At 34.0% G+C, this 21170-nt stretch carries 21 protein-coding genes and 1 other RNA gene; 13 read left to right on the plus strand and 9 right to left on the minus strand.

Annotation, left to right across the window (positions count from 1 at the left end; genetic code table 11):
- Positions 1–134 precede the first annotated feature (134 nt).
- Positions 135–1283 carry a cysteine desulfurase family protein gene (locus tag K7G79_RS06325; RefSeq protein ID WP_223550254.1) on the plus strand — a complete coding sequence of 383 codons (1149 nt, stop codon included), beginning with the start codon at positions 135–137 and terminating at the stop codon, positions 1281–1283.
- Between the two features lie 181 nt (positions 1284–1464).
- Here the strand turns inward: K7G79_RS06325 and K7G79_RS14775 are convergent, their stop codons facing one another.
- From K7G79_RS14775 to K7G79_RS06350, 5 genes are all read right to left on the minus strand, one after another.
- Positions 1465–1638 (minus strand): hypothetical protein, encoded by a 174-nt coding sequence (locus tag K7G79_RS14775; protein ID WP_223550487.1) that lies wholly within the window; start codon positions 1636–1638, stop codon positions 1465–1467.
- A gap of 2 nt (positions 1639–1640) precedes the next feature.
- The gene (locus K7G79_RS06335) at positions 1641–1838 is read right to left on the minus strand and encodes a hypothetical protein (RefSeq protein ID WP_223550256.1); all 198 of its coding nucleotides are present in this window, start codon (positions 1836–1838) and stop codon (positions 1641–1643) included.
- Between the two features lie 578 nt (positions 1839–2416).
- Positions 2417–3604 (minus strand): aspartyl protease family protein, encoded by a 1188-nt coding sequence (locus tag K7G79_RS06340; RefSeq protein WP_223550258.1) that lies wholly within the window; start codon positions 3602–3604, stop codon positions 2417–2419.
- 10 nt (positions 3605–3614) lie between these two features.
- Positions 3615–6071 carry a carboxypeptidase-like regulatory domain-containing protein gene (locus K7G79_RS06345; protein ID WP_223550259.1) on the minus strand — a complete coding sequence of 819 codons (2457 nt, stop codon included), beginning with the start codon at positions 6069–6071 and terminating at the stop codon, positions 3615–3617.
- A 9-nt stretch (positions 6072–6080) separates the two neighbouring features.
- Positions 6081–7766, minus strand: a complete 1686-nt coding sequence (locus tag K7G79_RS06350; RefSeq protein WP_223550261.1) for a M23 family metallopeptidase — start codon at positions 7764–7766, stop codon at positions 6081–6083.
- A 178-nt stretch (positions 7767–7944) separates the two neighbouring features.
- Between K7G79_RS06350 and K7G79_RS06355 the strand changes: the two genes are divergently transcribed.
- The 4 genes from K7G79_RS06355 (at position 7945) to rny (ending at position 10357) form a co-directional block, all read left to right on the plus strand.
- Positions 7945–8235, plus strand: coding sequence for a hypothetical protein (locus tag K7G79_RS06355; protein WP_223550263.1), 291 nt, complete (start codon positions 7945–7947; stop codon positions 8233–8235).
- A 16-nt stretch (positions 8236–8251) separates the two neighbouring features.
- Entirely contained in the window at positions 8252–8545 is a 294-nt protein-coding gene (locus K7G79_RS06360) for a cell division protein ZapA (RefSeq protein WP_223550265.1), read from the plus strand.
- 54 nt (positions 8546–8599) lie between these two features.
- Positions 8600–8726: non-coding RNA, 6S RNA (ssrS, locus tag K7G79_RS06365), on the plus strand.
- A gap of 56 nt (positions 8727–8782) precedes the next feature.
- Positions 8783–10357 carry a ribonuclease Y gene (gene rny / locus K7G79_RS06370; RefSeq protein WP_223550266.1) on the plus strand — a complete coding sequence of 525 codons (1575 nt, stop codon included), beginning with the start codon at positions 8783–8785 and terminating at the stop codon, positions 10355–10357.
- Positions 10358–10420: 63 nt separating this feature from the next.
- Here rny and xerD read toward each other — a convergent pair whose 3' ends face one another.
- Positions 10421–11317 carry a site-specific tyrosine recombinase XerD gene (xerD, locus tag K7G79_RS06375; RefSeq protein ID WP_223550267.1) on the minus strand — a complete coding sequence of 299 codons (897 nt, stop codon included), beginning with the start codon at positions 11315–11317 and terminating at the stop codon, positions 10421–10423.
- A 143-nt stretch (positions 11318–11460) separates the two neighbouring features.
- Here xerD and K7G79_RS06380 point away from each other — a divergent pair, with 143 nt between their 5' ends.
- Entirely contained in the window at positions 11461–12042 is a 582-nt protein-coding gene (locus K7G79_RS06380) for a porin family protein (RefSeq protein ID WP_223550269.1), read from the plus strand.
- Positions 12043–12202: 160 nt separating this feature from the next.
- A complete protein-coding gene (locus tag K7G79_RS06385) occupies positions 12203–12748 on the plus strand; it encodes a hypothetical protein (protein ID WP_223550271.1) in 546 nt (181 codons plus the stop codon).
- Between the two features lie 122 nt (positions 12749–12870).
- Here the strand turns inward: K7G79_RS06385 and K7G79_RS06390 are convergent, their stop codons facing one another.
- On the minus strand, positions 12871–13179 hold the full coding sequence (locus K7G79_RS06390; protein ID WP_223550273.1) for a TM2 domain-containing protein: 309 nt from the start codon (positions 13177–13179) through the stop codon (positions 12871–12873).
- Positions 13180–13248: 69 nt separating this feature from the next.
- Between K7G79_RS06390 and K7G79_RS06395 the strand changes: the two genes are divergently transcribed.
- From K7G79_RS06395 to aroQ, 3 genes are all read left to right on the plus strand, one after another.
- A complete protein-coding gene (locus K7G79_RS06395) occupies positions 13249–14139 on the plus strand; it encodes a hypothetical protein (RefSeq protein ID WP_223550274.1) in 891 nt (296 codons plus the stop codon).
- A 185-nt stretch (positions 14140–14324) separates the two neighbouring features.
- Positions 14325–14819: a hypothetical protein gene (locus K7G79_RS06400; protein WP_223550276.1), complete on the plus strand. Its 495-nt coding sequence runs from the start codon at positions 14325–14327 to the stop codon at positions 14817–14819.
- Between the two features lie 77 nt (positions 14820–14896).
- The gene (gene aroQ / locus K7G79_RS06405) at positions 14897–15313 is read left to right on the plus strand and encodes a type II 3-dehydroquinate dehydratase (protein WP_223550278.1); all 417 of its coding nucleotides are present in this window, start codon (positions 14897–14899) and stop codon (positions 15311–15313) included.
- 99 nt (positions 15314–15412) lie between these two features.
- On the opposite strand, the gene lpdA is transcribed toward aroQ, so the two are convergent.
- Positions 15413–16789, minus strand: coding sequence for a dihydrolipoyl dehydrogenase (lpdA, locus tag K7G79_RS06410; protein ID WP_223550280.1), 1377 nt, complete (start codon positions 16787–16789; stop codon positions 15413–15415).
- A gap of 107 nt (positions 16790–16896) precedes the next feature.
- Between lpdA and K7G79_RS06415 the strand changes: the two genes are divergently transcribed.
- The 3 genes from K7G79_RS06415 (at position 16897) to K7G79_RS06425 (ending at position 20606) form a co-directional block, all read left to right on the plus strand.
- Entirely contained in the window at positions 16897–18180 is a 1284-nt protein-coding gene (locus K7G79_RS06415) for an NAD(P)/FAD-dependent oxidoreductase (protein WP_223550281.1), read from the plus strand.
- Between the two features lie 99 nt (positions 18181–18279).
- The gene (locus tag K7G79_RS06420) at positions 18280–19209 is read left to right on the plus strand and encodes a nuclear transport factor 2 family protein (RefSeq protein ID WP_223550283.1); all 930 of its coding nucleotides are present in this window, start codon (positions 18280–18282) and stop codon (positions 19207–19209) included.
- Positions 19210–19331: 122 nt separating this feature from the next.
- On the plus strand, positions 19332–20606 hold the full coding sequence (locus K7G79_RS06425; RefSeq protein WP_223550285.1) for a TlpA disulfide reductase family protein: 1275 nt from the start codon (positions 19332–19334) through the stop codon (positions 20604–20606).
- On the opposite strand, the gene K7G79_RS06430 is transcribed toward K7G79_RS06425, so the two are convergent.
- Positions 20601–21152, minus strand: coding sequence for a DUF1572 family protein (locus K7G79_RS06430; RefSeq protein ID WP_223550286.1), 552 nt, complete (start codon positions 21150–21152; stop codon positions 20601–20603). The genes K7G79_RS06425 and K7G79_RS06430 overlap by 6 nt on opposite strands.
- Between the last annotated feature and the right edge of the window lie 18 nt (positions 21153–21170).

Genomic DNA, 21170 nt, shown 5'->3' on the forward strand with positions numbered 1-21170 from the left:
TTTACAAAGTTTAGTATATTTTTACCTTCATATTGTTCCATATCTTAATGTTTTAAAGCATTAAAATACGGATTTTAAATTAATAACTCAATAATTTTATTTGAAGTATTTTTGGGATTTAAAACACCAATTTAATGACTGCACCAAAACCTGTTTATTTCGATAACGCTGCTACGACACCTATTAGGGATGAGGTTGTAGACAGTATGGTGGGGGCCATGAAAAACAGTTTTGGGAACCCGTCATCTTCTCATGCTATAGGACGATCTTCCAAATCTATTATTGAATCTTGCAGAAAATCGATTGCCAAACAGTTTAATGTGTCAGCTGGAGAAATAGTATTTACCTCTGGAGGAACTGAGGCCGATAATTTAGTATTGCGAAGTGCAGTAAGAGATTTGAACGTAAAACACATCATTACTTCAAAAATTGAGCACCATGCTGTATTACATTGTGTAGAGCAATTGCAAGCTGAATATAATTTGGAAGTTAGTTTTGTAAATATTGATAGGCATGGTGAGGTAGACTATAATCATTTAGAAGTGTTGTTAGGTAAACCACTAAAGACATTGGTTAGCTTGATGCATATAAATAATGAGATTGGTAATATTTTGGATTTAAGCCGTGTGGCGTATTTATGTAAGGCTAATAATGCCCTGTTTCACAGTGATACGGTACAATCTATTGGACATTACAGACTACCTTTGGATGAAATCCCTGTAGACTTTTTAGTAGCTAGTGCCCATAAGTTCCATGGCCCTAAAGGAGTAGGTTTTGTTTATATAAGAAAAAACTCAGGGCTTAAACCTTTGATTTTTGGAGGGGAGCAGGAGCGTGGTTTAAGGGCCGGTACCGAAAGCATACATAATATCGTGGGATTGGAAATTGCTTTAAGTTTATCATACAAAAACTTAGATCAGGAAAGGGATTATGTTAAAAATTTAAAGAGGTATTTTATATCTAAAATAACTTCTGAAATTCCAAATATTACCTTTAATGGTCACTCTAGTGATCTAGAAAGAAGCACCTATACTTTAGTAAATGTTTGTTTGCCTGTGTCTAGGAGCAAAGCAGCTATGTTTTTATTTCAATTGGATTTAAAGGGCATAGCTTGTTCTAAGGGTAGTGCCTGCCAAAGTGGTAGTAACCAAAACTCGCATGTGCTTACAGAACTTTTAAATGATCAAGATTTGCAAAAACCTTCCATTCGTTTTTCTTTTAGTATTTATAATACTAAGAAAGAGGTTGACTTTGTAATAGATACACTAAAAAAACTTATCTAGTTTACAGCGAAATTTATCAATTTTAACCTAACTTTATTAGCAGCCTGCGTTGAACTTAAAGTCTTTGGGCAACATTTTAATCCGTTTTTGTTCCAAATTGATTAAAACAGATAATTAAATAATCTTCGCGTTTTTTGTTAAGGTTTTGTCGTGCTCCAAGATTAGAATCAAATATTTTTTCTTACTGCTTAATTATTTTGAAAGTCTTTAAATTTTTAGTGTCCAAATTTTTAATGACAAAAAGGTACATGCCCGTACTTAATTCGGAAAAGTTTATAGACTTATCTTGAGTTTTTAGTAATTGTTTTCTTGTTGCATCGAATAGCGTCGTTTCTACCTTTAAGTCGGTGTTAATTTTTACCCATCTACCGTTGGGTTAGGAAATACTTGTACCAGAGTTTGGTCAAACTCATTGGTGCTAAGGCTGGTGCCATCTGATGCGGTAACCGATAAAAAGCTAATAGGAGAGACAATAGTATAGGAAACAGTGTTGTTTGTAGAATTAACAGTTGAAGCATAGGCATTCCAGATGTTTGTAGCATCTTCAAGTTGCAAAACAAGATTGTTTTCGTCTATGCCATTAAGTTCGACATCTTCATAATGGAAGGTAATATCACCTTGAAAATTACTAAAGGTATTGCTAAAATTATAGACTCTATTAACGCTTAGTGTATTTATAGCGGTTACGAATATGCTTATATCATTAGCGCCGTTGATTTATAAATTACTACTAAGGACAAGTTCCAAACCGCTAACATATATTTGGGAGCTACTTGTTATATCAAGAGCATAGCCACTACTATTCGTTAATTCATGGGCGTGAACATTAAAACAAATTAAAACAAAAATGAAGTTAAATTTTAGACTAGGGATTTTGTATTGCAAAAGGTAACGGTGTTGAACACCATTATTTAAGTTCCTTTAATGCTTACACTTTAGATACATGGGAGGCAAAAGAGGGCACCGTAAAAATTTCATTAACAGGTGTGGCAGAAATTTATGATATACGATTTGTTGTGTCAAGAACTCATAAAGCCAGATAAGCTATATAAAAGAGTTTATTAGTATAAGATTATTGCTCTTAGCAGTATTTTTTCAAATCTCATATCACTTCGGGTAGGAGATTTTTAGTTTTAATGCTTTTCTAAAATAAAAGAACTTGTTTCACCAGATTTATTTTTTATAGTAATGTGGATGATATTACTTGATTTAAATGGCGAATCCTCAGTTAATAAATCACAGATATCCATTGATAAAAGATCCATGTCGTTTATTTTAAGTATCTTATCTCCAACATGTATCTTATCTTTTAAGTTTTCGTTCCAAACAATACCAACAATTAAATTATTGTCCTGAATAGTTGGCGTAAAGCCAAAGTTTTTTTCCGTTAGGTCACTTTTAGCTTTATAAGCATCAAAATGAAACCGCTTATGCTTAAAATCCAGGGTCATTATGCCATGCTCCAAAATATCTGCACCAATTCTGGAGTTGTCGTCACTGGTGGTTATGGTTGAAATATTGGTAAAGGTATGCCCATCAATTTCAATTTCAGGTATTTTCACTAGATATTGCGTTTCGGCTTCGGAGGCACCAAATAAGCCAATACTTGATGTACCTTCACCACGAGTAGAATTGCTTAGTATGTTGTATTCTTCCAATGCTTTATAGTTTGATTTGCACATATCGTAAAACCCACTGGCACCTGTATCTATAAGTACATTCTCCTTTGCATTTTTTTTATCTTTTATTTTAATGGTGATGTAGGGACTACTTTGGTTGCTTCTTAGTACTAAATCCATACCTGTTTGCTTTTCTAATCGAACTTTATTAAGATCATTGGTTAAAATAATGAGGTTTTTTTCAGACTGAATCTGAACAATGGACTTTCTAAGTATATTACTCCCTATAATTCCATCAATATCATAACAATCGAATACTAAATTATCGGTACCATTAAAAACCAATGCACTTGTGTTTTTAAACGATACATTTCCTAGAGTTAGCAAAGGAATAGATATAAGTTCCATACGTTGCTTATTTTGGTTGGCATCTGAAACTGAAATCGATTTACTATTATTGCTCTTTATTTCTTTCATCAAAGCTGAAGAGATTAAATTTGGGGCTCCAGTGTCAAAAAGAAAATTATAGTTGGTGTTATTGATGGTGACGGGAATTATTAACTTACCTTTTATGTTTTTGTATGGTATTTCGGTATAATAAGTTTTAGATGTTGGTTTACCAGTTTTAAATGTTATTTTTTGGGCATAACTTGGGTTTATAAAAGCAAGACAAAAAATAATATTCAAAAAGTATTTGGTCATAACATACGTATTAAAATTTCATGGTTGTCCTAATATTAAATATACGAGGGGTTAAATAATTGGGAACAGCAAATTGGCGTTTGCTATAGACATCTCGAACCCAAGTATTGGTAATGGAGTTTTGAACATCGAAAATATTGAATATCTCAACACCTAAAGACAGTGCTTTAAATGGTTTTTTCCAGCCATTGCTATATTGTTTATTATCATCAACCAAAACAAATTGAAAGCCAACATCGGCACGCTTGTAATCGGGTAATCGGGTTTGGTAAACATAGGGGTCGGCATAACTCGGGGAGCCACCTGGCAACCCCGTATTGTATACCAAATTTAAATACATCTTCATGCTAGGGATGTTGGGCACATAATCTTGGAATAAAGCGGCAAATTTTAAACGCTGGTCTGTAGGTCTTGAAATGTAACCACGGTTATCTATGTTTTCTTCGGTTTTTAAATAACCAAAGCTAAACCACGATTCGGTACCAGGTACAAACTCGCCATTTAAGCGCATATCCAAACCATAGGCATAGGCTTCAGCATTATTTTTTGCGCGGTAACGAATGCGTACATTTTCAAGGGTATAAGGATTAACATCGGTTAATTTTTTATAGTATACATCAGTGGTTAGTTTAAAAGGTCTGTCCCACATTTTAAAGCTATATTCGTTGCCCAAAACAATATGAAACGATTTTTGGGCCTTTACAAGAGGTTGAACAATTCCTACTGAATCTCTTAGTTCCCTATAAAAAGGCGGTTGATAGTATACCCCTGTAGCAATCCTAAATAACATATCCTTTTCCCAATAGGGCTTAACAGCCAATTGGGCACGCGGACTAAAAACAGTTTGGTTAGACTTCTCAATATGCATACCGTTAACCGACCAATTATGAACCCTAAGCCCCACATTATACCATATATCACTATTTCTTATAGAGGATCGTTTGCTCCATTGTAAATACCCTTGAAGCCTATCTATTTTAGTATTGTTGACAGTCCTAACATTTTGAAAAGGCTCTAAAGGACCAGCATAGGGTGCGTAAGGTTGCTCATTTTTAGGGATAAATGGTGGGCGAATTGAGAATCCTGCAGAATCAATAACTTCCCATTCTACTAGTCGATCCCGTATATCTTCATGATTATACTTAACAGACCATTCTATACGATTGTCATTAATATTTAAATCGCCTTTATGTACAATTGATGCGATTAAGGCATCTATATCATTTCTTCCATGGTTAAGCTGACTCCCAACACCTTCGCTGAATTCTACTTCACCTAAATTGTCGTCACCAATACTCGTGTTAACCTCGCCAAGACTGTATTGGGACAAAATATCGAAATACTCTTCCTCTGTAGTTTGATATGTAGAGGCTATTAGTTTTAAGTTTAAATTATCATTCACAAAAAACGATCCCTTTAAAGCTCCAAATAAGGTTTGATATCGGTCTTTTTCCTGGCCATCATAAAACACGATAAGGGCAATAGGATCGGATAACGTACCAAAATTAGTTTGTCTTGCCTGTGGTGCATAGCCATATTTATTTAGTGATGCATTCCCTAAAAAGCTTAAGTGAAATCTATCTGTAAATTTATAGGTTAAGAAGGTTTGAACATCAGAAAAAGTAGCATCGTAATTGGTTTCGGTTTCTTTGGCATTAACCAATAAACCATTGTCCCTATATCTTAGCCCTACAATACTGGTGAATTTGGAATCCTTACTAATATTTTCAATAGATAAGCTTCCGCCCAGAAGACTTAAATCGGTATTAATTTCAAACTTATAAGGCGTTTTATAGGTAATATCTAATACAGAAGATAATTTATCGCCGTACTTGGCTTGGAATCCACCGGATGAAAAGTCGACATTTTGAACCAAATCAGTATTTATAAAGCTTAAGCCTTCCTGTTGTCCAGATCGAATTAAGAACGGGCGATAAACTTCTATATCATTTACATAAACCAAATTTTCATCAAAATTACCACCCCGTACCGAATATTGTGTACTTAATTCATTGTTGTTACTTACACCGGGTAAGGAGAGTAATAAATTTTCGACACCAGCATTGGCTCCTGGGATTTTCCTAATGGTTTCTGGCTCTAAAACCGTTATACCTTCAATATTTTTTCGACGGTTACCAGAAATAACTACCGTTGTAATTTGTTCAATGGAGGTAAGTAAAACGGGGTTGAACTCATATTCTTCACCATTCTTTAAATTAAAGGTGGATACAATCTTTTTAAAGGAAAGATGAGTAAACTCAATGATTACATCTTGATTTGCAGGTATCTTTAAGGTATAAAAGCCATTATCGTTGGTTTGGGTTCCTTCTTTACCAGCTTTAATATTAACACTGGCAATAGGCTTGTTATTACTGTCTAGAATAACACCTCTTACAGTAGCGGTTTGTGCATACCCAATAATTGATAGCAAAAAAATTATAGTGGCCAGTAAATTTCTTGTGTTCAAAAGCGTAACTTATTTTCTGTAAAACAGTATTTCAAAAGTAGAACTATTTCCAACATTATCGGTAACAATTAGTTTTAAATTATTTTTAGTGTCGGTAACAATACCATCATTAAAATCGTGAGTTAAGGTCTTGGTTTTGTAATCGTACTCCATGAGTATCCATTTACCGTTTACTGTGGCTCGGTAATTGGAAATACCACTTGGTGTATCGTCTATTTTAATCTTTAAAAAACGGTAATTACTAATCCATTGCTTGTCCCTAACATTTTTTGATGATATTGTTGGTGGTATGGTATCTAAAGCCAGTGCATAGGTGCCTAAATTTTTAGCTCTTCCTGTTAAAAGGTCTCCTTTTAAGGATGAGCTTATATAAGCAGGATATTTAGAATAACCTAATACATTTGCAATGTATAATTTGCTTTTATCTGTGTCACTAAAATTGCTGACATCATAAGAAATGCTAATGTTCTTCTTAACCGGTAGGATGTCATCATGTAATATTAGCGTATCATTATGCACTTCAAAATCCATATAAAAGTCATCGTAGAATGTGTCTTTATATATATCAACAGAAAATTTGCCTTCTTTAAGATTAATGTTTTGATCGGCTTTAATAAAATAAGGTGTTGGTTTTTTAGTTTCGGGTTTTATGGAATCGTTTTTAACACCTTTGATTTCTAGAGTTATCCATGAAGGATTATTTTTATAATCGTTCACTTTTATTTTGAAAACTGAGCTGGTGCTATCCTTAATGGTTAAATAGCCATCGTTATAAGATGGTTTTAGGATACTTAACGGATTTTCATCATTGAACAGTTTTTGTATGCGCTCTTTTTCTTCTTTGTAATGTTGGTAATCAATAAGTCGGTTAAGGTGGCTGGTTTCATCAAATGAAAAGGTGCTAAAGTCCAGTTCATAGGACTTGCTACCATTAAAAAATGTTTGGATATTATCTACACCATTTTTATTGGGCGCATGATCCTGTCTGTCATTTGTAATGATTCCAATACCAATTTTACCATACGCTTCTATGTTTTCAACAGTGTAGTCGCCATTCTGTAATGGAATAAGCCTTAGTTTTTGTTTGGAATTTGAGTGATTAACATGAGAGTGTTTTTCAATAGGGTAGGCATAAACAGCTTTAACAAAAGGAGGCGTAGAGTCTTTAACATTTATACCAAAAAGCATTGGGTTTATGGGGTGTTCATTTTTATCACGTATTTCAAAATGTAAATGAGGGCCTGCAGACCCCCCTGTGTTTCCACTATAGGCAACCATATTTCCTTTAGTAACTAAAAGGTCACCTGCCTTAGGAAATAATTCGATTTCAAAAGATTCTTTAGTGTACTGTTGTTTTTTTACGTAAGCTTCAATCTCTGGTGAAAATTTTTGCAAATGTGCATATACCGTTGTGTAACCATTTGGGTGGGTAATGTAAAGCGCTTTACCGTAACCGTAGTGAGATACTTTTATTCGACTTACAAATCCATCTGCAGAAGCCAAAACTTTAAGCCCTTCACGTTGTTGGGTTTTAATATCTAACCCCGAGTGAAAATGATTTGAGCGTAATTCGGCAAATGTGCCAGCTAGTACCAATGGAACTTCAAGAGGTGGTGCAAAATAATCTTGTGGGTAATTGTTTTGTGAATATGTAGAAAGCGTAAAAAGTAAAAGAAAAAATAGGATTAATCTCATAGATGTTAGGTATTGAGGCTAAAATATTAAATTGCCTTAAAATCTCAAAGACTTACTCAAAAATTAGACCATTGCAGTTAATATGAGATAAAACGACAAAGAAAAAATTTTATTGAAAAACAATTGTTATTTATGGTGAGGTATGTTAACTTTGTGAGATAAGTATTGAAATTTGTAAATGGGTAATATTGAAGATATTGTAGGTTCTTTGGAAAACAAGATCAGCAAGGTATTGCACAAGATAGAGCTTCTAAAGCTTGAAAACTCAAAATTAAATGAAGAGTTGGCAAACAATAAACAAGTACTTGAAGCCCAACAAAAACAAATTGTATCATGGGAAGAAAGATATGAAGCACTTAAACTTGCAAATTCAATACTTGGTAGTGACGATAATAAAAGAGAAACTAAGCTTAAAATAAATGCATTAATTCGGGATATAGATTATTGTATTGCTCAATTATCAGAATAATGCAACATCATTTTCAATGTCAGAGAAGCTTAAAATAAAGTTGTCAATAGCTAACAGAGTGTACCCTTTAACTATTGATGCGCATCAAGAAGAAGGATTGCGTAAAGCGGCAAAAAACATTGAGGCCATGATACAACAATTTGAGCAAAGTTATTCTGTTCGAGATAAGCAAGACGTATTGGCCATGTGTGCTTTGCAATTTGCTTCTCAACTAGAACAGAAAACAATAGATAAAGAGCATGTAAATGAGCATTTAGAAGAAAAACTAGATGCACTAAATAAACTGTTACAGTCTCATGTAATCTCTTAACGTTCTTTAAAATAAGTAAAAGTTACTGCCTACATTGGTTATTTTTTTTGATAAACTCAACATTAATTCTTTAAAAAGGGTGAGTTTAAGTTGTAAAAGCATGCTGCTGTGCTAAATTAATTTTGGTACCGAGCAGATCCTTGATCAGCTTGTTAGCCCTAAACTTGTATTTAAGGAGTTTATACAAAACTTTAAACTGGTGTAGGCTTTTTTATATATTCAAATTAATCAAACATAATGGATAATTCAATCATATTAATTGCAGGAGGCGTACTACTAGGTTTAGTTGTTGGTTTTATTATAGCTAAAACTATCGAAAAAGGTAATGCTTCAAAACTGATAAGGGATGCTAAACGAAGTGCTGCTTCCATTTTAAAAGAAGCTACTAATGAGGGGGAGACTATTAAAAAGGATAAAATACTACAAGCCAAGGAGAAGTTTATAGAGCTTAAAGCCGAGCACGAAAAGGTAATCTTAACTCGTGATAAAAAAATGGCAGAGGCCGAAAAGCGCACTCGCGACAAGGAATCCCAGATATCAAGTGAGCTATCGAAGAATAAAAAGTTAAATACCGAGATTGAAAATAAGATTAAGGAATATGATCATATGCAAGAAATCTTGGAAAAAAGACAACAAGAGTTAGACAAGTTGCATAAAAGCCAAGTGGAGCAGCTTGAGGTAATCTCTAGTCTTTCGGCAGAAGATGCTAAGGCCCAGTTGGTAGAATCCTTGAAAGGAGAGGCTAAAAATGATGCGATGGCTTACATCCAAAATGCATTAGAGGAAGCCAAACTAACAGCGGAACAGGATGCCAAAAAAGTTATAATTAACACCATACAGCGTATTGGAACTGAAGAAGCTGTTGATAACTGCGTTTCTGTGTTCAATATTGAATCTGATGATGTAAAAGGCAGGATTATTGGTCGTGAAGGACGAAACATACGAGCTTTAGAGGCAGCTACGGGTGTTGAAATTATTGTTGATGACACACCAGAAGCTATTATATTGTCTTGTTTTGATTCAGTAAGGCGTGAAATTGCTCGTTTGTCGTTGCATAAATTGGTTACCGACGGACGGATACATCCAGCCCGAATTGAAGAGGTGGTTAAGAAGACCAAAAAACAAATCGATCAAGAGATTATTGAGGTGGGTAAACGTACCGTAATCGATCTTGGTATTCACAATCTAAACCCAGAACTTATAAAAGTTGTGGGTAGAATGAAATACCGTTCATCTTACGGACAAAACCTTTTGCAGCACTCGCGTGAAGTGGCAAAACTATGTGGTGTGATGGCAGCAGAACTTGGCTTAAATCCAAAATTGGCAAAACGTGCCGGATTATTGCACGATATAGGAAAGGTACCAGATGCAGAAACCGATATGGAAACACCACACGCTATTCTTGGTATGCAATGGGCTGAAAAATATGGTGAAAAGGCTGAAGTCTGCAATGCTATTGGGGCTCACCACGATGAGATTGAAATGAAGTCCTTATTAGCGCCTATAGTACAGGTTTGTGATGCCATATCTGGAGCAAGGCCTGGTGCTAGACGACAAGTTTTGGATAGTTATATACAAAGGTTAAAGGACTTGGAAGATATAGCATTTGGTTTTCAGGGTGTAAAAAAGGCTTATGCCATTCAAGCAGGTCGTGAACTAAGAGTTATTGTGGAAAGTGAAAAGGTAGACGATCAAAGAGCTGCAGAACTGTCATTTAATATTTCCCAAAAGATTCAAACCGATATGACCTACCCTGGTCAAGTGAAGATTACTGTAATTAGAGAAACCAGAGCAGTTAATATTGCTAAGTAATTAGTTTTGTTAGAAAGTTAGAAAGTTAGAAAGTTTCATATTGTAATAACCAATAACCAACAGCTACTTTCTTGGATGGTATTTGTTGATGACTTCGGTGAGGTAACTTTTATCCAAGTGAACATAGATTTCGGTAGTAGTAATGCTTTCATGGCCTAGCATGAGTTGAATGGATCTCAAATCGGCATCATTTTGTAACAAATGCGTGGCAAAGGAATGTCTGAAGGTATGGGGTGAAATGCTTTTTTTTAAACCTATTTTTTCGGCCAATTGTTTAACAATTGTAAAAATCATGGCTCGAGTCAATTGTTTACCGCGACGGTTTAAAAAGAGGGTATCCTCAAAGCCCGATTGTATGTTAAGATGTGACCGAACTTCAATTACATAAATATTAATATACTTTTGTGTAGAAGGTACTATGGGAACAAAGCGTTCTTTATTCCCTTTGCCAGAAACTTTTATAAAGCCTTCATCAAAGAACAAATCCGATAACTTAAGATTAGTCAATTCACTTACGCGGAGGCCACAACCGTATAGGGTTTCCAAAATGGCACGATTGCGTTCCCCTTCTGGTTTACTTAAGTCAATGGCGGCTATAAGCTGGTCTATTTCATATTCTTCAAGCGTATCAGGTAGTTTGCGTCCAATTTTAGGAGATTCAATAAGTTCCAGGGGATTGGAGTCCCTGTAGTCTTCAAATACCAAATAGCTGAAAAAGCTGCGCAAACCTGAAATTAATCGGGCCTGCGATCGGGCGTTTATACTTTTGGCTGCTTCGTAAACAAAATCTTGTATCGTTTCGGCTGATATATCAATGGGTGAAATACTTATGTTATGTACTTCAAGATAAGCTATTAATTTTCTTATATCTCTTGAGTAATTATCTAAAGAATTTTTGGACAGCCCCCTTTCTATCTTAAGATACAATTGGTAATCTTTAAGTGCGTGTTCCCATTTCATGACAGTAAAATTAAGATAAATAAGTAAAAGCCTTTTAAAGAGGGTTGATTACTTAAGAAACTGATATCCATCATTTTGTATCTAAAAATTAATCCTTAGAATTAAAGAGTCAATAAAAATCATTCCATTAAACACTTAAAATTATGAAAAAGCTAATACTTTTTATTGCGTTTTTGTTGTTTACATGTAATAATATAAATGCTCAGGAAAATAAATTAGGTATTAAAACCGGACTTAACGTTGCTTATATATTGGGAGAAAACACGTCTATGTTTGATGCCAGAGCTTCATTTCATTTTGGAGCTATAGTTGATTTTTTAATCTCTGATAAATTTTCTATTCAACCAGAAGTTTTGTATTCGTGTCAAGGAGTTACATATAATGATGGAGGCTATGATGGTAAATTTAAACTCGATTATTTGAATGTTCCTGTAGTGCTTAAATATAAAGTTGTAGAAGGATTTTCCCTTGAATGTGGTCCACAAATAGGTGTTTTATTGTCAGCTAAAAACGAATTTAATTCTTCAGAAGAATCAGGAGAAGAGGATATTAAGGATCTAATTAATAGTACTGATTTTAGTATAAATTTTGGGCTGGGTTCTGAGTTAGAGAATGGATTATTTTTTAGCGGAAGATATATTTTAGGGATTTCGGAAATATTTAAGGATAATGAAGGAAATAACCAAAATGGTGTCTTTCAAATTTCCATAGGTTATTTCTTTTAAAATTTTCAAGAGGAAGCATGTAGCTTCCTTTTTTTAACTAAATATATTAAATACCCTTACTTAATGAGATAAAACCAAAAAACTAACATTCATTATGTTTATCTAAACGAAAATTATTGCATTAAACAAATAACTAAAGTATAATTAAAACTAAATAATCATGAAAAATTTATTATTTCTTACTGTTTTAGCAGTATTTGGCTTGTCTAGCGTTATTGCGCAAGAAAGCGATAATGGCAGCTCAACCTCAAAAGGTAAATGGTTAATAGAAGCCAACACAGGATTTGGAGGTGGCCCCATGGGACTTACAGGACATTCTGCAAACACAGGATTTGGTCTGTCGTCTATAGATGGAGAAACAGTTTGGTCTTTAGGGGCCGAGGCTGGTTATTTTGTTGTCAATGACTTAGCTATCAAAGTCGGTCTGGGGTATTCAGATCTTGCTGGAGAAACTATCTTTTCTTATAAACTTGGAGCCAAATATTATTTATCTGGAGTAATTCCGTTTCAGTTAGATATTACTGGTGCATCTTGGGAAGATATAGAAGAAAACCCTTTGTGGCTTGGTATACAAGGTGGGTACGCATGGTTTATTGTTGAAAATGTGAGTATCGAGCCTGGTTTAAGATATAATGTTTCATTAAATGAAGATTTTACAGATGAAGGAATTTTTGAATTCCGCATAGGTTTTGCATTGCACTTCTAATTATGTTTAAGCACATAAAAAAAACCGAAGCATCATGACTTCGGTTTTTTAATGTGTTTTAAATCGAAACTCCTAAAAAGGAATTAAAATTATAAATAGCTTACTTCTTTTACATAAAATTCTTAGAAATTATCTGTAAGTATGTTAATTAAATCTACTATTGCCCAGATTCCTAAACCAGCAAATGTAACTATAAATAAAATGTTCCATCCCACAGGTTTTTTGTAGTACCATCTATGCGCTGCAAAAGGCCAGACTAAAAAGAACCATAGTGCTACACCTACCCATTTGTCTTGAGAGGCAACAGTGGCTAAAGGCTCTACTACTTCCGTGGTCGAAGTAGTTACTTCTGTATTTGTGGTTGCAGAAGTTGTTCTTTTTACAGGAAAAGAAGCGTAACTGGCACTAAACATGAATAAAGTGACTAACAAGGAAAATAATAATTTAGTTTTCATAAGTTAAAAGATTTATGTTTGTATAAATTTAAAAATAATTCTGATATGATTCGAAAAATCTTACTTTATTATTTAGTTTTTATGAAGCCATTGCTATGTCTTGGGCAGGAAAGCCATGATTATATAGGTGGTATTGTGTTAAATGATACATTAACAATTACATATAAAATAAGTTTAGTTGATAAAAATGGTAAAGTTGAAGGCTATTCAATATCAGATTTAGGTGGAAAATATGAAACAAAATCTTCTGTCTTTGGTGAATATAATGAGGATACAAAAGAATTGAGTTTTAGAGAAACACAAACCATTTACACAAAAACACCATTAGAGCCAAATTACGATTTTTGTTATATAAATACCACAATCAAAAATTTTTCATTGGGTAAAACCAAGAAAGTCAAAACAAAATTTATTGGTTTATTTTCTGATAATACAAAATGCATAAATGGAGAATTGTTTTTAAGCTTAGCAGAAAAAATAGAAGCTAAAATGGAAAGGATGGCTGAAAAGATAAATAAAATGAAACGGATTCCCGATAGCGTTAAGCAGAAGTTTCAGCCTTTAAAAATGATGGATACCTTAAACATGAATATTTTAAGAAAGGATCAGACATTAAGTATTTTTTCAAAGAGTAAGAGTATAAGCCTAATTATTTACGACGCCGGAAAAGAAGATGGTGATAAAATTTCTATCTATGCTAACAATAAGCCTTTACTTGAAAATTATGAAGCAAAAAAGGAACAAAAAATTATTAGAGTTAAAATTGGAGAAGGTACCACAACACTTGTTATAAAGGCCACAAATGAGGGTGTGATAGCTCCAAATACTGTTGTTGTTGAACTCCAGGATGAAGACAATACAATCAAAGCCTTATCGAATTTAAAAAAGGGGGAAACCACCCAAATTGATATTTTAAAAAGAAAAAATGAACTGTAGTATTATTTCTGACTAAGTAAGCTCTATTCTCTATGGTTTTACAATTGGTGATAGTCTTAAAATATTGAATTTCAGTTTTTTATGGGCTTGGTTGTTGATAAATTTGTTAACAATTAAAATCTGCTCATAATAATTTTAGTGATTTTGTATTTAGTTTTAAATTCAAACAAATAACACTTTTAATTATGAAAAAATTACTCATTCCAATTATTGCTCTATTCGCAATAGGTACTATTAGTGCACAAACGTTTAAAATAGGTGCCTCTGCCGGTATTCCCACATCAGACGCATCAGATATCTCATCATTTGTTTTAGGAATTGATGCGTACTATTACTTCACAAACATTGATGCCTTATTAGAAATAGGTTTGAATGCTGGTTATAGAAATTATTTTGGAAAAGAATATGAATTTGGAAGTATTACAGTTGAGGCAGAAGATGTTGGATTCTTACCTATAGCACTTGCTGCTCGAGCAAAATTATTCGGTCTTTTATCTGGAGGGGCAGATGCGGGTTATGCAGTGGCCTTAGAAGATGGTCTTGATGGTGGCCTTTATTTTAAACCCGTGGTGGGATTAGATATTGCAGATACCATCGAGCTTAACCTTGGACATGAATTTATTTTTGCAGATGGAGCTACTTGGGGTAATTTATGTCTCGGTATTTTATTCGAGTTTTAAACATAAAAGACTAATAAAGATAAAAAAGGAGGCATTGTGCTTCCTTTTTTTATTGCGATTTATTTACTTTTACGACTATGAAAAAACTAATCATCATTAACGGTCCCAATTTAAACTTATTGGGTAAGCGAGAACCAAATATTTATGGGAGTTTAACCTTTACAGAATTTTTTGAGGCGATTAAAGAAAAGTACAAAACCATAACGTTAGAGTATTTCCAGTCGAATATCGAAGGGGAAATAATTGATAAGCTTCACGAAGTTGGTTTTAGTTACGATGGTGTTGTTTTAAATGCAGGGGCTTATACACACACATCCATTGGTATTGGTGATGCTATTAAAGGTATAGAAACGCCTGTGGTTGAAGTACATATTTCCAATACTTTTGGAAGGGAAGAGTTTAGGCACCAATCCTATATTTCACCAAATGCAAAAGGGGTTATACTTGGCTTTGGTTTGCAAAGTTACGAATTAGCGATTCAAAGTCTTATATAAGGCTTTTAGATATTTAGAATATATAAATAAAAAGTTCCGATTTTAATCGGAACTTTTTATATTCTAAAAATCTAAGTATCTAAACTATCTAAGTCGACCTTATAAATGTATCACTTCATCATAAGCATCGGCAACAGCTTCCATAACTGCTTCACTCATGGTTGGGTGTGGGTGAACTGCTTTAAGAACCTCATGGCCTGTAGTTTCAAGTTTTCTGCCTAAAACGGCTTCAGCAATCATATCGGTTACCCCGGCACCAATCATGTGGCAACCTAACCATTCACCATACTTGGCATCAAAAATCACCTTTACAAAACCATCCTTATTACCTCCAGCACTCGCTTTACCTGAAGCTGAGAACGGGAATTTGCCAACTTTAATATCGAAACCTTTTTCTTTAGCCTGTTTTTCGGTTAAACCTACACTGGCAATTTCAGGTGAACAGTAGGTACAGCCTGGAATGTTGCCATAATCCAAAGGCTCAACATGCTGACCAGCGATTTTTTCAACACAAAGAATACCTTCAGCAGAGGCTACATGCGCTAAGGCTTGCCCAGGAGTAACATCACCAATAGCATAATAGCCGGGGATGTTGGTTTGGTAAAAGTCGTTTACCAATATCTTATCACGGTCTACCACAATACCAACATCTTCCAAGCCTATATTTTCAATATTGGTTTTAATACCAACAGCACTTAATATAATGTCTGCTTCAAGAATCTCTTCCCCTTTTTTGGTTTTTACGGTAGCTTTAACACCATCGCCAGAGGTATCAATACTGGTTACTTCGGCAGATGTCATTATTTTTACACCACTCTTTTTAAAGGAACGTTCCAATTGTTTAGAGACCTCTTCATCTTCAACAGGCACTACATTGGGTAAGTATTCCACAATGGTCACCTCGGTTCCTATGGAATTATAGAAATAGGCAAATTCAACACCAATGGCACCAGAGCCAACCACAATCATTTTTTTAGGTTGTTTGGGTAAGCTCATAGCCTCACGATAACCAATTACTTTTTTACCGTCTTGTGGTAAGCTGGGTAATTCACGAGAACGTGCCCCAGTTGCAATAATTATATGGTCGGCACTATATTCGGTACCTTCTACGTCTATTTTTTTTCCAGGTTTTAGTTTACCATAACCTTTTATAACATCAATCTTGTTCTTTTTCATTAAAAACTCAATACCTTTGCTCATACCGTCGGCAACACCGCGACTGCGTTTAATCACTGCGTCAAAATCGTGAGTTGCATCCTTCACTTTTAAACCATAATCCTCGGCATGTTTAAGGTATTCAAAAACTTGTGCTGATTTTAACAGGGCTTTAGTTGGGATACATCCCCAATTTAAACAGACACCGCCCAAATTTTCTTTTTCAACAATAGCCGTTTTAAATCCTAATTGTGACGCTCTAATTGCTGTTACATAACCACCAGGACCACTTCCAAGAACAATAATATCGTATTTACTCATGTGTTAAATTTTAGGCTACGAATTTACGAAATCGAATTTTAATAAGGAATTTAGAGTAGGCTAAATTTCTATCTTTCTAGTACCTTTGTAAAGCAAGTTTTCTATTTATGAACATACCAAGAACGAGTTATCCACGAATTGTTATTATTGGAGGTGGTTTTGCAGGAGTAGCACTAGCTAAAAAATTATCAAAACAAGAGGTTCAAGTAGTCCTTTTAGATAAGAATAATTATCATACATTTCAGCCTTTACTTTATCAAGTTTCTACTGGGGGCTTGGAACCAGATTCCATAGCTTATCCTATTAGAAAAATACTAAAAGACTTTCCTAATTTTTATTTTAGGTTAGCTCATGTTGAAGCTGTTGATACCTTAAAGAATAAGGTCATTACCAATATTGGAAAACTTAAATTTGATTATTTGGTTGTTGCCACAGGTTCTAAAACCAATTATTTTGGTAATTCTGAAATAGAAAAGTACAGTATGGCCATGAAAACCATACCGCAATCCCTTAATTTAAGAAGCTTGATTCTTGAGAATTTTGAAGAAGCTTTATTGACTTCCGATTTAAACGAACGAAATGCTTTAATGAATTTTGTTATTGTTGGGGGCGGTCCAACAGGAGTGGAATTAGCTGGTGCTTTGGCTGAGATAAAAAAAGGAATTTTACCAAAGGATTACCCCGATTTGGATACCCGAATGGCACAAATACATATTGTACAATCCGCTGATTGTATTTTAAAGGGTATGAGTGAAAAAGCTTCTGAAAAAGCCGAAGCATTTCTAGAGAAACTAGGGGTTAACATTTGGAAAAACATTAGGGTAACCCATTATGATGGTAAAACCGTTACGACCAATACAGATCTTACTTTTGAAACTGCTACATTAATTTGGGCGGCTGGAGTAAAAGGCGCTAAAATTAAAGGTTTGGATTCTAAGGATATCATTACTCAGGGAAATAGAATTATTATAAATCAATTTAATCAGGTTAAAGGGTTTAATCACATTTTTGCTATTGGAGATATCGCTCACATGGTAACTGACAATTTTCCAGGTGGTTTACCAATGATGGCGCAACCGGCCATCCAACAAGGTAAACAATTGGGCGATAACCTTCTTCGTTTAATAGAACAAAAACCCTTAATACCATTTGTTTATAAGGACAAAGGTGTTATGGCAACCATAGGTAGAAATAAAGCTGTTGTAGATTTAAAACGATTTAAATTTCAAGGGGTGTTTGCCTGGTTTGTGTGGATGTTTGTCCATTTATTCTTTTTAATAGGCTTTAGGAATCGCATGGTGGTTTTTGTAAATTGGGTATACAATTATGTGCGTTTCGACAGGGAAGCGCGATTGATTATTAGGCCTTTCAAAAGGAGAGGAGATTTTTAATCTTTTGATTTTATTTTTTAAATTAAGGATTTATAAGTATCTGATTGTCAAATTTTTTGATTAAATTGTAAGGATATTACTAACCAAAATTTATTCAAAATGAAAAAACATGTTTTATTTATCCTGCTACTTTTTGTAGCTGTAATGCATCCCCAAAAGAAAGAAAAAAATGGTATTGTATACAAAGAACATCCTGCTATTGTAACAGTTGAAGCTATGCAACAAGCCGATATTGCAGGAGATGTCGATAAAGTAGCTTCTTATTTATCAGATGATTTTAAATCTTACAGTGGAACTACTAGGGATAAAAATGCTAAAGGGACGAATAAAGAAGATTTTTTAAAATGGGTTGCGAATCGAAGTAAATGGACGGTATATAGAAGTTTAACTAGACATGGAGAGGCTTATCCCGATGCCATAGAATATAAAGATGGTAAAGTTTGGGTACAAACTTGGGATTATCTTAAAGGTGTTCATGATGAAACTGGTGTTAAAGTTGAAATGCCAGTGCACAATCTGTACAGATTAAACGATGATGGTAAAATTGAACTCGCCATCTATTATAATTATCCTGTAGGAAGGGATATAAGAAGTGCTTTTTCGCCTAGAACAAATGGAACCTTATATAATGAGCACGAATATATAAATAAAGTACGTAGAATGTTTGCTGCTTTTGAAAATGGCGATATGGATAAAGCCTATAGCTATATAGATGAAAAAGCTACGTTTACGGGATTAGAAATGCCTGTTGGTGAGTCCATAGGTTTAGAAGAGCTTAAAGCGCGTAACAGCAGTTTTTTAGAAAATTATACTATTGAGAGTATCGATGTGGTAGGATACCCAGATTGTTTACATTATGAAATTGGAAATGGTTATACGGTTCAGTCTTGGTGGAACTTTAGATTGACTCGAAAATCTGATGGTAAAAAATTTGTAATCCCAGCCATGTACACTCACGATTTCAATGATGAAGGTATGATTGAAAGGGGGATATCCTATATAAGCACAAAGGCATTAAGCGATAATTAAAAATAAGAAAGCCAAATATTAACTCCTTTAATCTTAAATTAGAGAAGTTTTTTATTGAAATTAATTAACTATGAATAACCGTGTACCGATTTTTATATATTTGATGTCTGACCTTACTTAATATGACGTATTATAGAATTTTATTCCTTTGTTTTTTTATTTCAATTTTTGGTACTGAAAGCATTAATGCTCAAGATGAAACTGCTATCAAGACCATAATAAAGGGAGAAGTTTTTAATAGACCACAGAGTAAAAATCTATTATTGGTTAAAGCTTTTGACGATGCTAGATTTGATAAAATAGCAACCATATCTATAGTTAATGGTAAATTTGACTATACGCTAAGTTCAAATGAAGTTCAAGCATATAAACTCATTTTTGAGGAAGAGTTTTATGCAGGAGCAATGAAACCTATCACTTTTTTTGCTGAGGATGATGTTCTAGTCATGAAACTTCATGATTCAGAAAATTTTTTGGAAAATAAAATTGAAGGTGGGGTTTTAAATTCTACGTTCAATAAGTTCAATGAAAAAAACAATGCTGTCTTTTATGGCAATTACATGGCAATCGAAGAGGAATATAAAGACATACCACTAGAGAAGCTGTTTTCAGAAACATATCATAAAATTATACAAAAACTAAAAGACGCGAAGAGCCATGAAGAAAAAATCCCAATCTATAAAGAAATGGAGAATTTACAAAGTAGTGGTTTGGATAAGAGTGAATTAGGGAAAGAAAAGTATGCTAAAAGCAAAATGTTATTTGATGCTTATTTGAAAGACAAATACCATTACCTTAAAAGTAACCTCGATATGGTGTCTTTGTATATGGTAATTGATGATTTAATGGGTATTAAATATAATAATGTTGATATATCTTTAATAAGAAATGCATTTAAAAAGCTAAGTGAAGCGTTTCCAAATCATTCTTACACTAATTTGGGAGCCAGTTTGTTACATGCTTTAAATGACCTAAGACCTGGAGGGCAGTATGTTAATTTCATAGCACCAGATATTAACGGAAATATGTTTGAGTTAAATTCCATTTTGAAGAAAAATAAAGTTGTGTTGTTGGATTTGTGGGCGACTTGGTGTGGCCCCTGTATCGCTAAAACACGTTTGGTAAAGCCAGTTTATGAAAAGTATAAAGATAAAGGATTTACTATTTTAGGTGTTGCCGGTGAATATAAGACATTGGATAGATATAATAAGTTTATGGAAAAAGAGCAATGGGAGTGGCAACAACTTATCGAACTTGATAAGCAAAATAATATTTGGGAAAAATACAATGTCATGAATGGTGGTGGCGGTATGTTCCTTATCGCTAGCACGGGAGAAATATTGGCGGTAAACCCTAGTGCTGAGGAAGTAGAAGCTATTTTGGAAAAGCAATTATAATTCCTCAGTAAAGTGTTTGCGTTCTTTAGATTTATTAAATTTTTCCTCATTGTACTTTGCAGAACCCCCTTTAGGAATAGAAAGCGATTGCCAATCTTTACCTTTTAATACCTTACCTAAAAACACGATTTGTCCAACGTGATAGCTATAATGAGCCAATTGTCTATTTATGGCTTCGGTAATGGTGTGCCCTTGGTTCCTTATATAAATAATACGCTCTAAATCACCTGCTGTAAGTGGTGTAATGGCATCAAATAAACATTGCCAGCCTTTTTCCCAAGCGTCAAGAAGCTCTGCTTTGCTGGTATAGCTGTCTTCGAATTCCAAATCACGTTGCCGCCATTCTTTTTCGCCATCTTCGGTTAATAAATTGGTCCACCGACTTAACATATTGCCAACCAGATGCTTCACAATTATAGAAATGGAGTTGGAATCTAAAGCTATTTCATTTTGAAGTTCATCGAAACCTAGCTGGACAAAGGTTTTATCACCTAAGCTTTTATAATATTCAAATTGTTTGGTAATACAGGTGAGATAACTTTTCATTGGACAAAAATAAAAATT

The organism is Aestuariivivens sp. NBU2969 (assembly GCF_019931125.1).
Taxonomy (GTDB): Bacteria; Bacteroidota; Bacteroidia; order Flavobacteriales; family Flavobacteriaceae; genus Aestuariivivens; species Aestuariivivens marinum.

Coding starts and splice junctions, on each gene's coding strand:
- K7G79_RS06355 (WP_223550263.1), top strand. CDS start 7,945: ATGGGTAATATTGAAGATATTGTAGGTTCTTTGGAAAACAAGATCAGC.
- K7G79_RS06395 (WP_223550274.1), top strand. CDS start 13,249: ATGATTCGAAAAATCTTACTTTATTATTTAGTTTTTATGAAGCCATTG.
- K7G79_RS06415 (WP_223550281.1), top strand. CDS start 16,897: ATGAACATACCAAGAACGAGTTATCCACGAATTGTTATTATTGGAGGT.
- K7G79_RS06425 (WP_223550285.1), top strand. CDS start 19,332: ATGACGTATTATAGAATTTTATTCCTTTGTTTTTTTATTTCAATTTTT.
- K7G79_RS06430 (WP_223550286.1), bottom strand. CDS start 21,152: ATGAAAAGTTATCTCACCTGTATTACCAAACAATTTGAATATTATAAA.
- lpdA (WP_223550280.1), bottom strand. CDS start 16,789: ATGAGTAAATACGATATTATTGTTCTTGGAAGTGGTCCTGGTGGTTAT.
- K7G79_RS06380 (WP_223550269.1), top strand. CDS start 11,461: ATGAAAAAGCTAATACTTTTTATTGCGTTTTTGTTGTTTACATGTAAT.
- xerD (WP_223550267.1), bottom strand. CDS start 11,317: ATGAAATGGGAACACGCACTTAAAGATTACCAATTGTATCTTAAGATA.
- K7G79_RS06350 (WP_223550261.1), bottom strand. CDS start 7,766: ATGAGATTAATCCTATTTTTTCTTTTACTTTTTACGCTTTCTACATAT.
- rny (WP_223550266.1), top strand. CDS start 8,783: ATGGATAATTCAATCATATTAATTGCAGGAGGCGTACTACTAGGTTTA.
- K7G79_RS06400 (WP_223550276.1), top strand. CDS start 14,325: ATGAAAAAATTACTCATTCCAATTATTGCTCTATTCGCAATAGGTACT.
- K7G79_RS06420 (WP_223550283.1), top strand. CDS start 18,280: ATGAAAAAACATGTTTTATTTATCCTGCTACTTTTTGTAGCTGTAATG.
- K7G79_RS06385 (WP_223550271.1), top strand. CDS start 12,203: ATGAAAAATTTATTATTTCTTACTGTTTTAGCAGTATTTGGCTTGTCT.
- K7G79_RS06360 (WP_223550265.1), top strand. CDS start 8,252: ATGTCAGAGAAGCTTAAAATAAAGTTGTCAATAGCTAACAGAGTGTAC.
- K7G79_RS06325 (WP_223550254.1), top strand. CDS start 135: ATGACTGCACCAAAACCTGTTTATTTCGATAACGCTGCTACGACACCT.
- K7G79_RS06340 (WP_223550258.1), bottom strand. CDS start 3,604: ATGACCAAATACTTTTTGAATATTATTTTTTGTCTTGCTTTTATAAAC.
- aroQ (WP_223550278.1), top strand. CDS start 14,897: ATGAAAAAACTAATCATCATTAACGGTCCCAATTTAAACTTATTGGGT.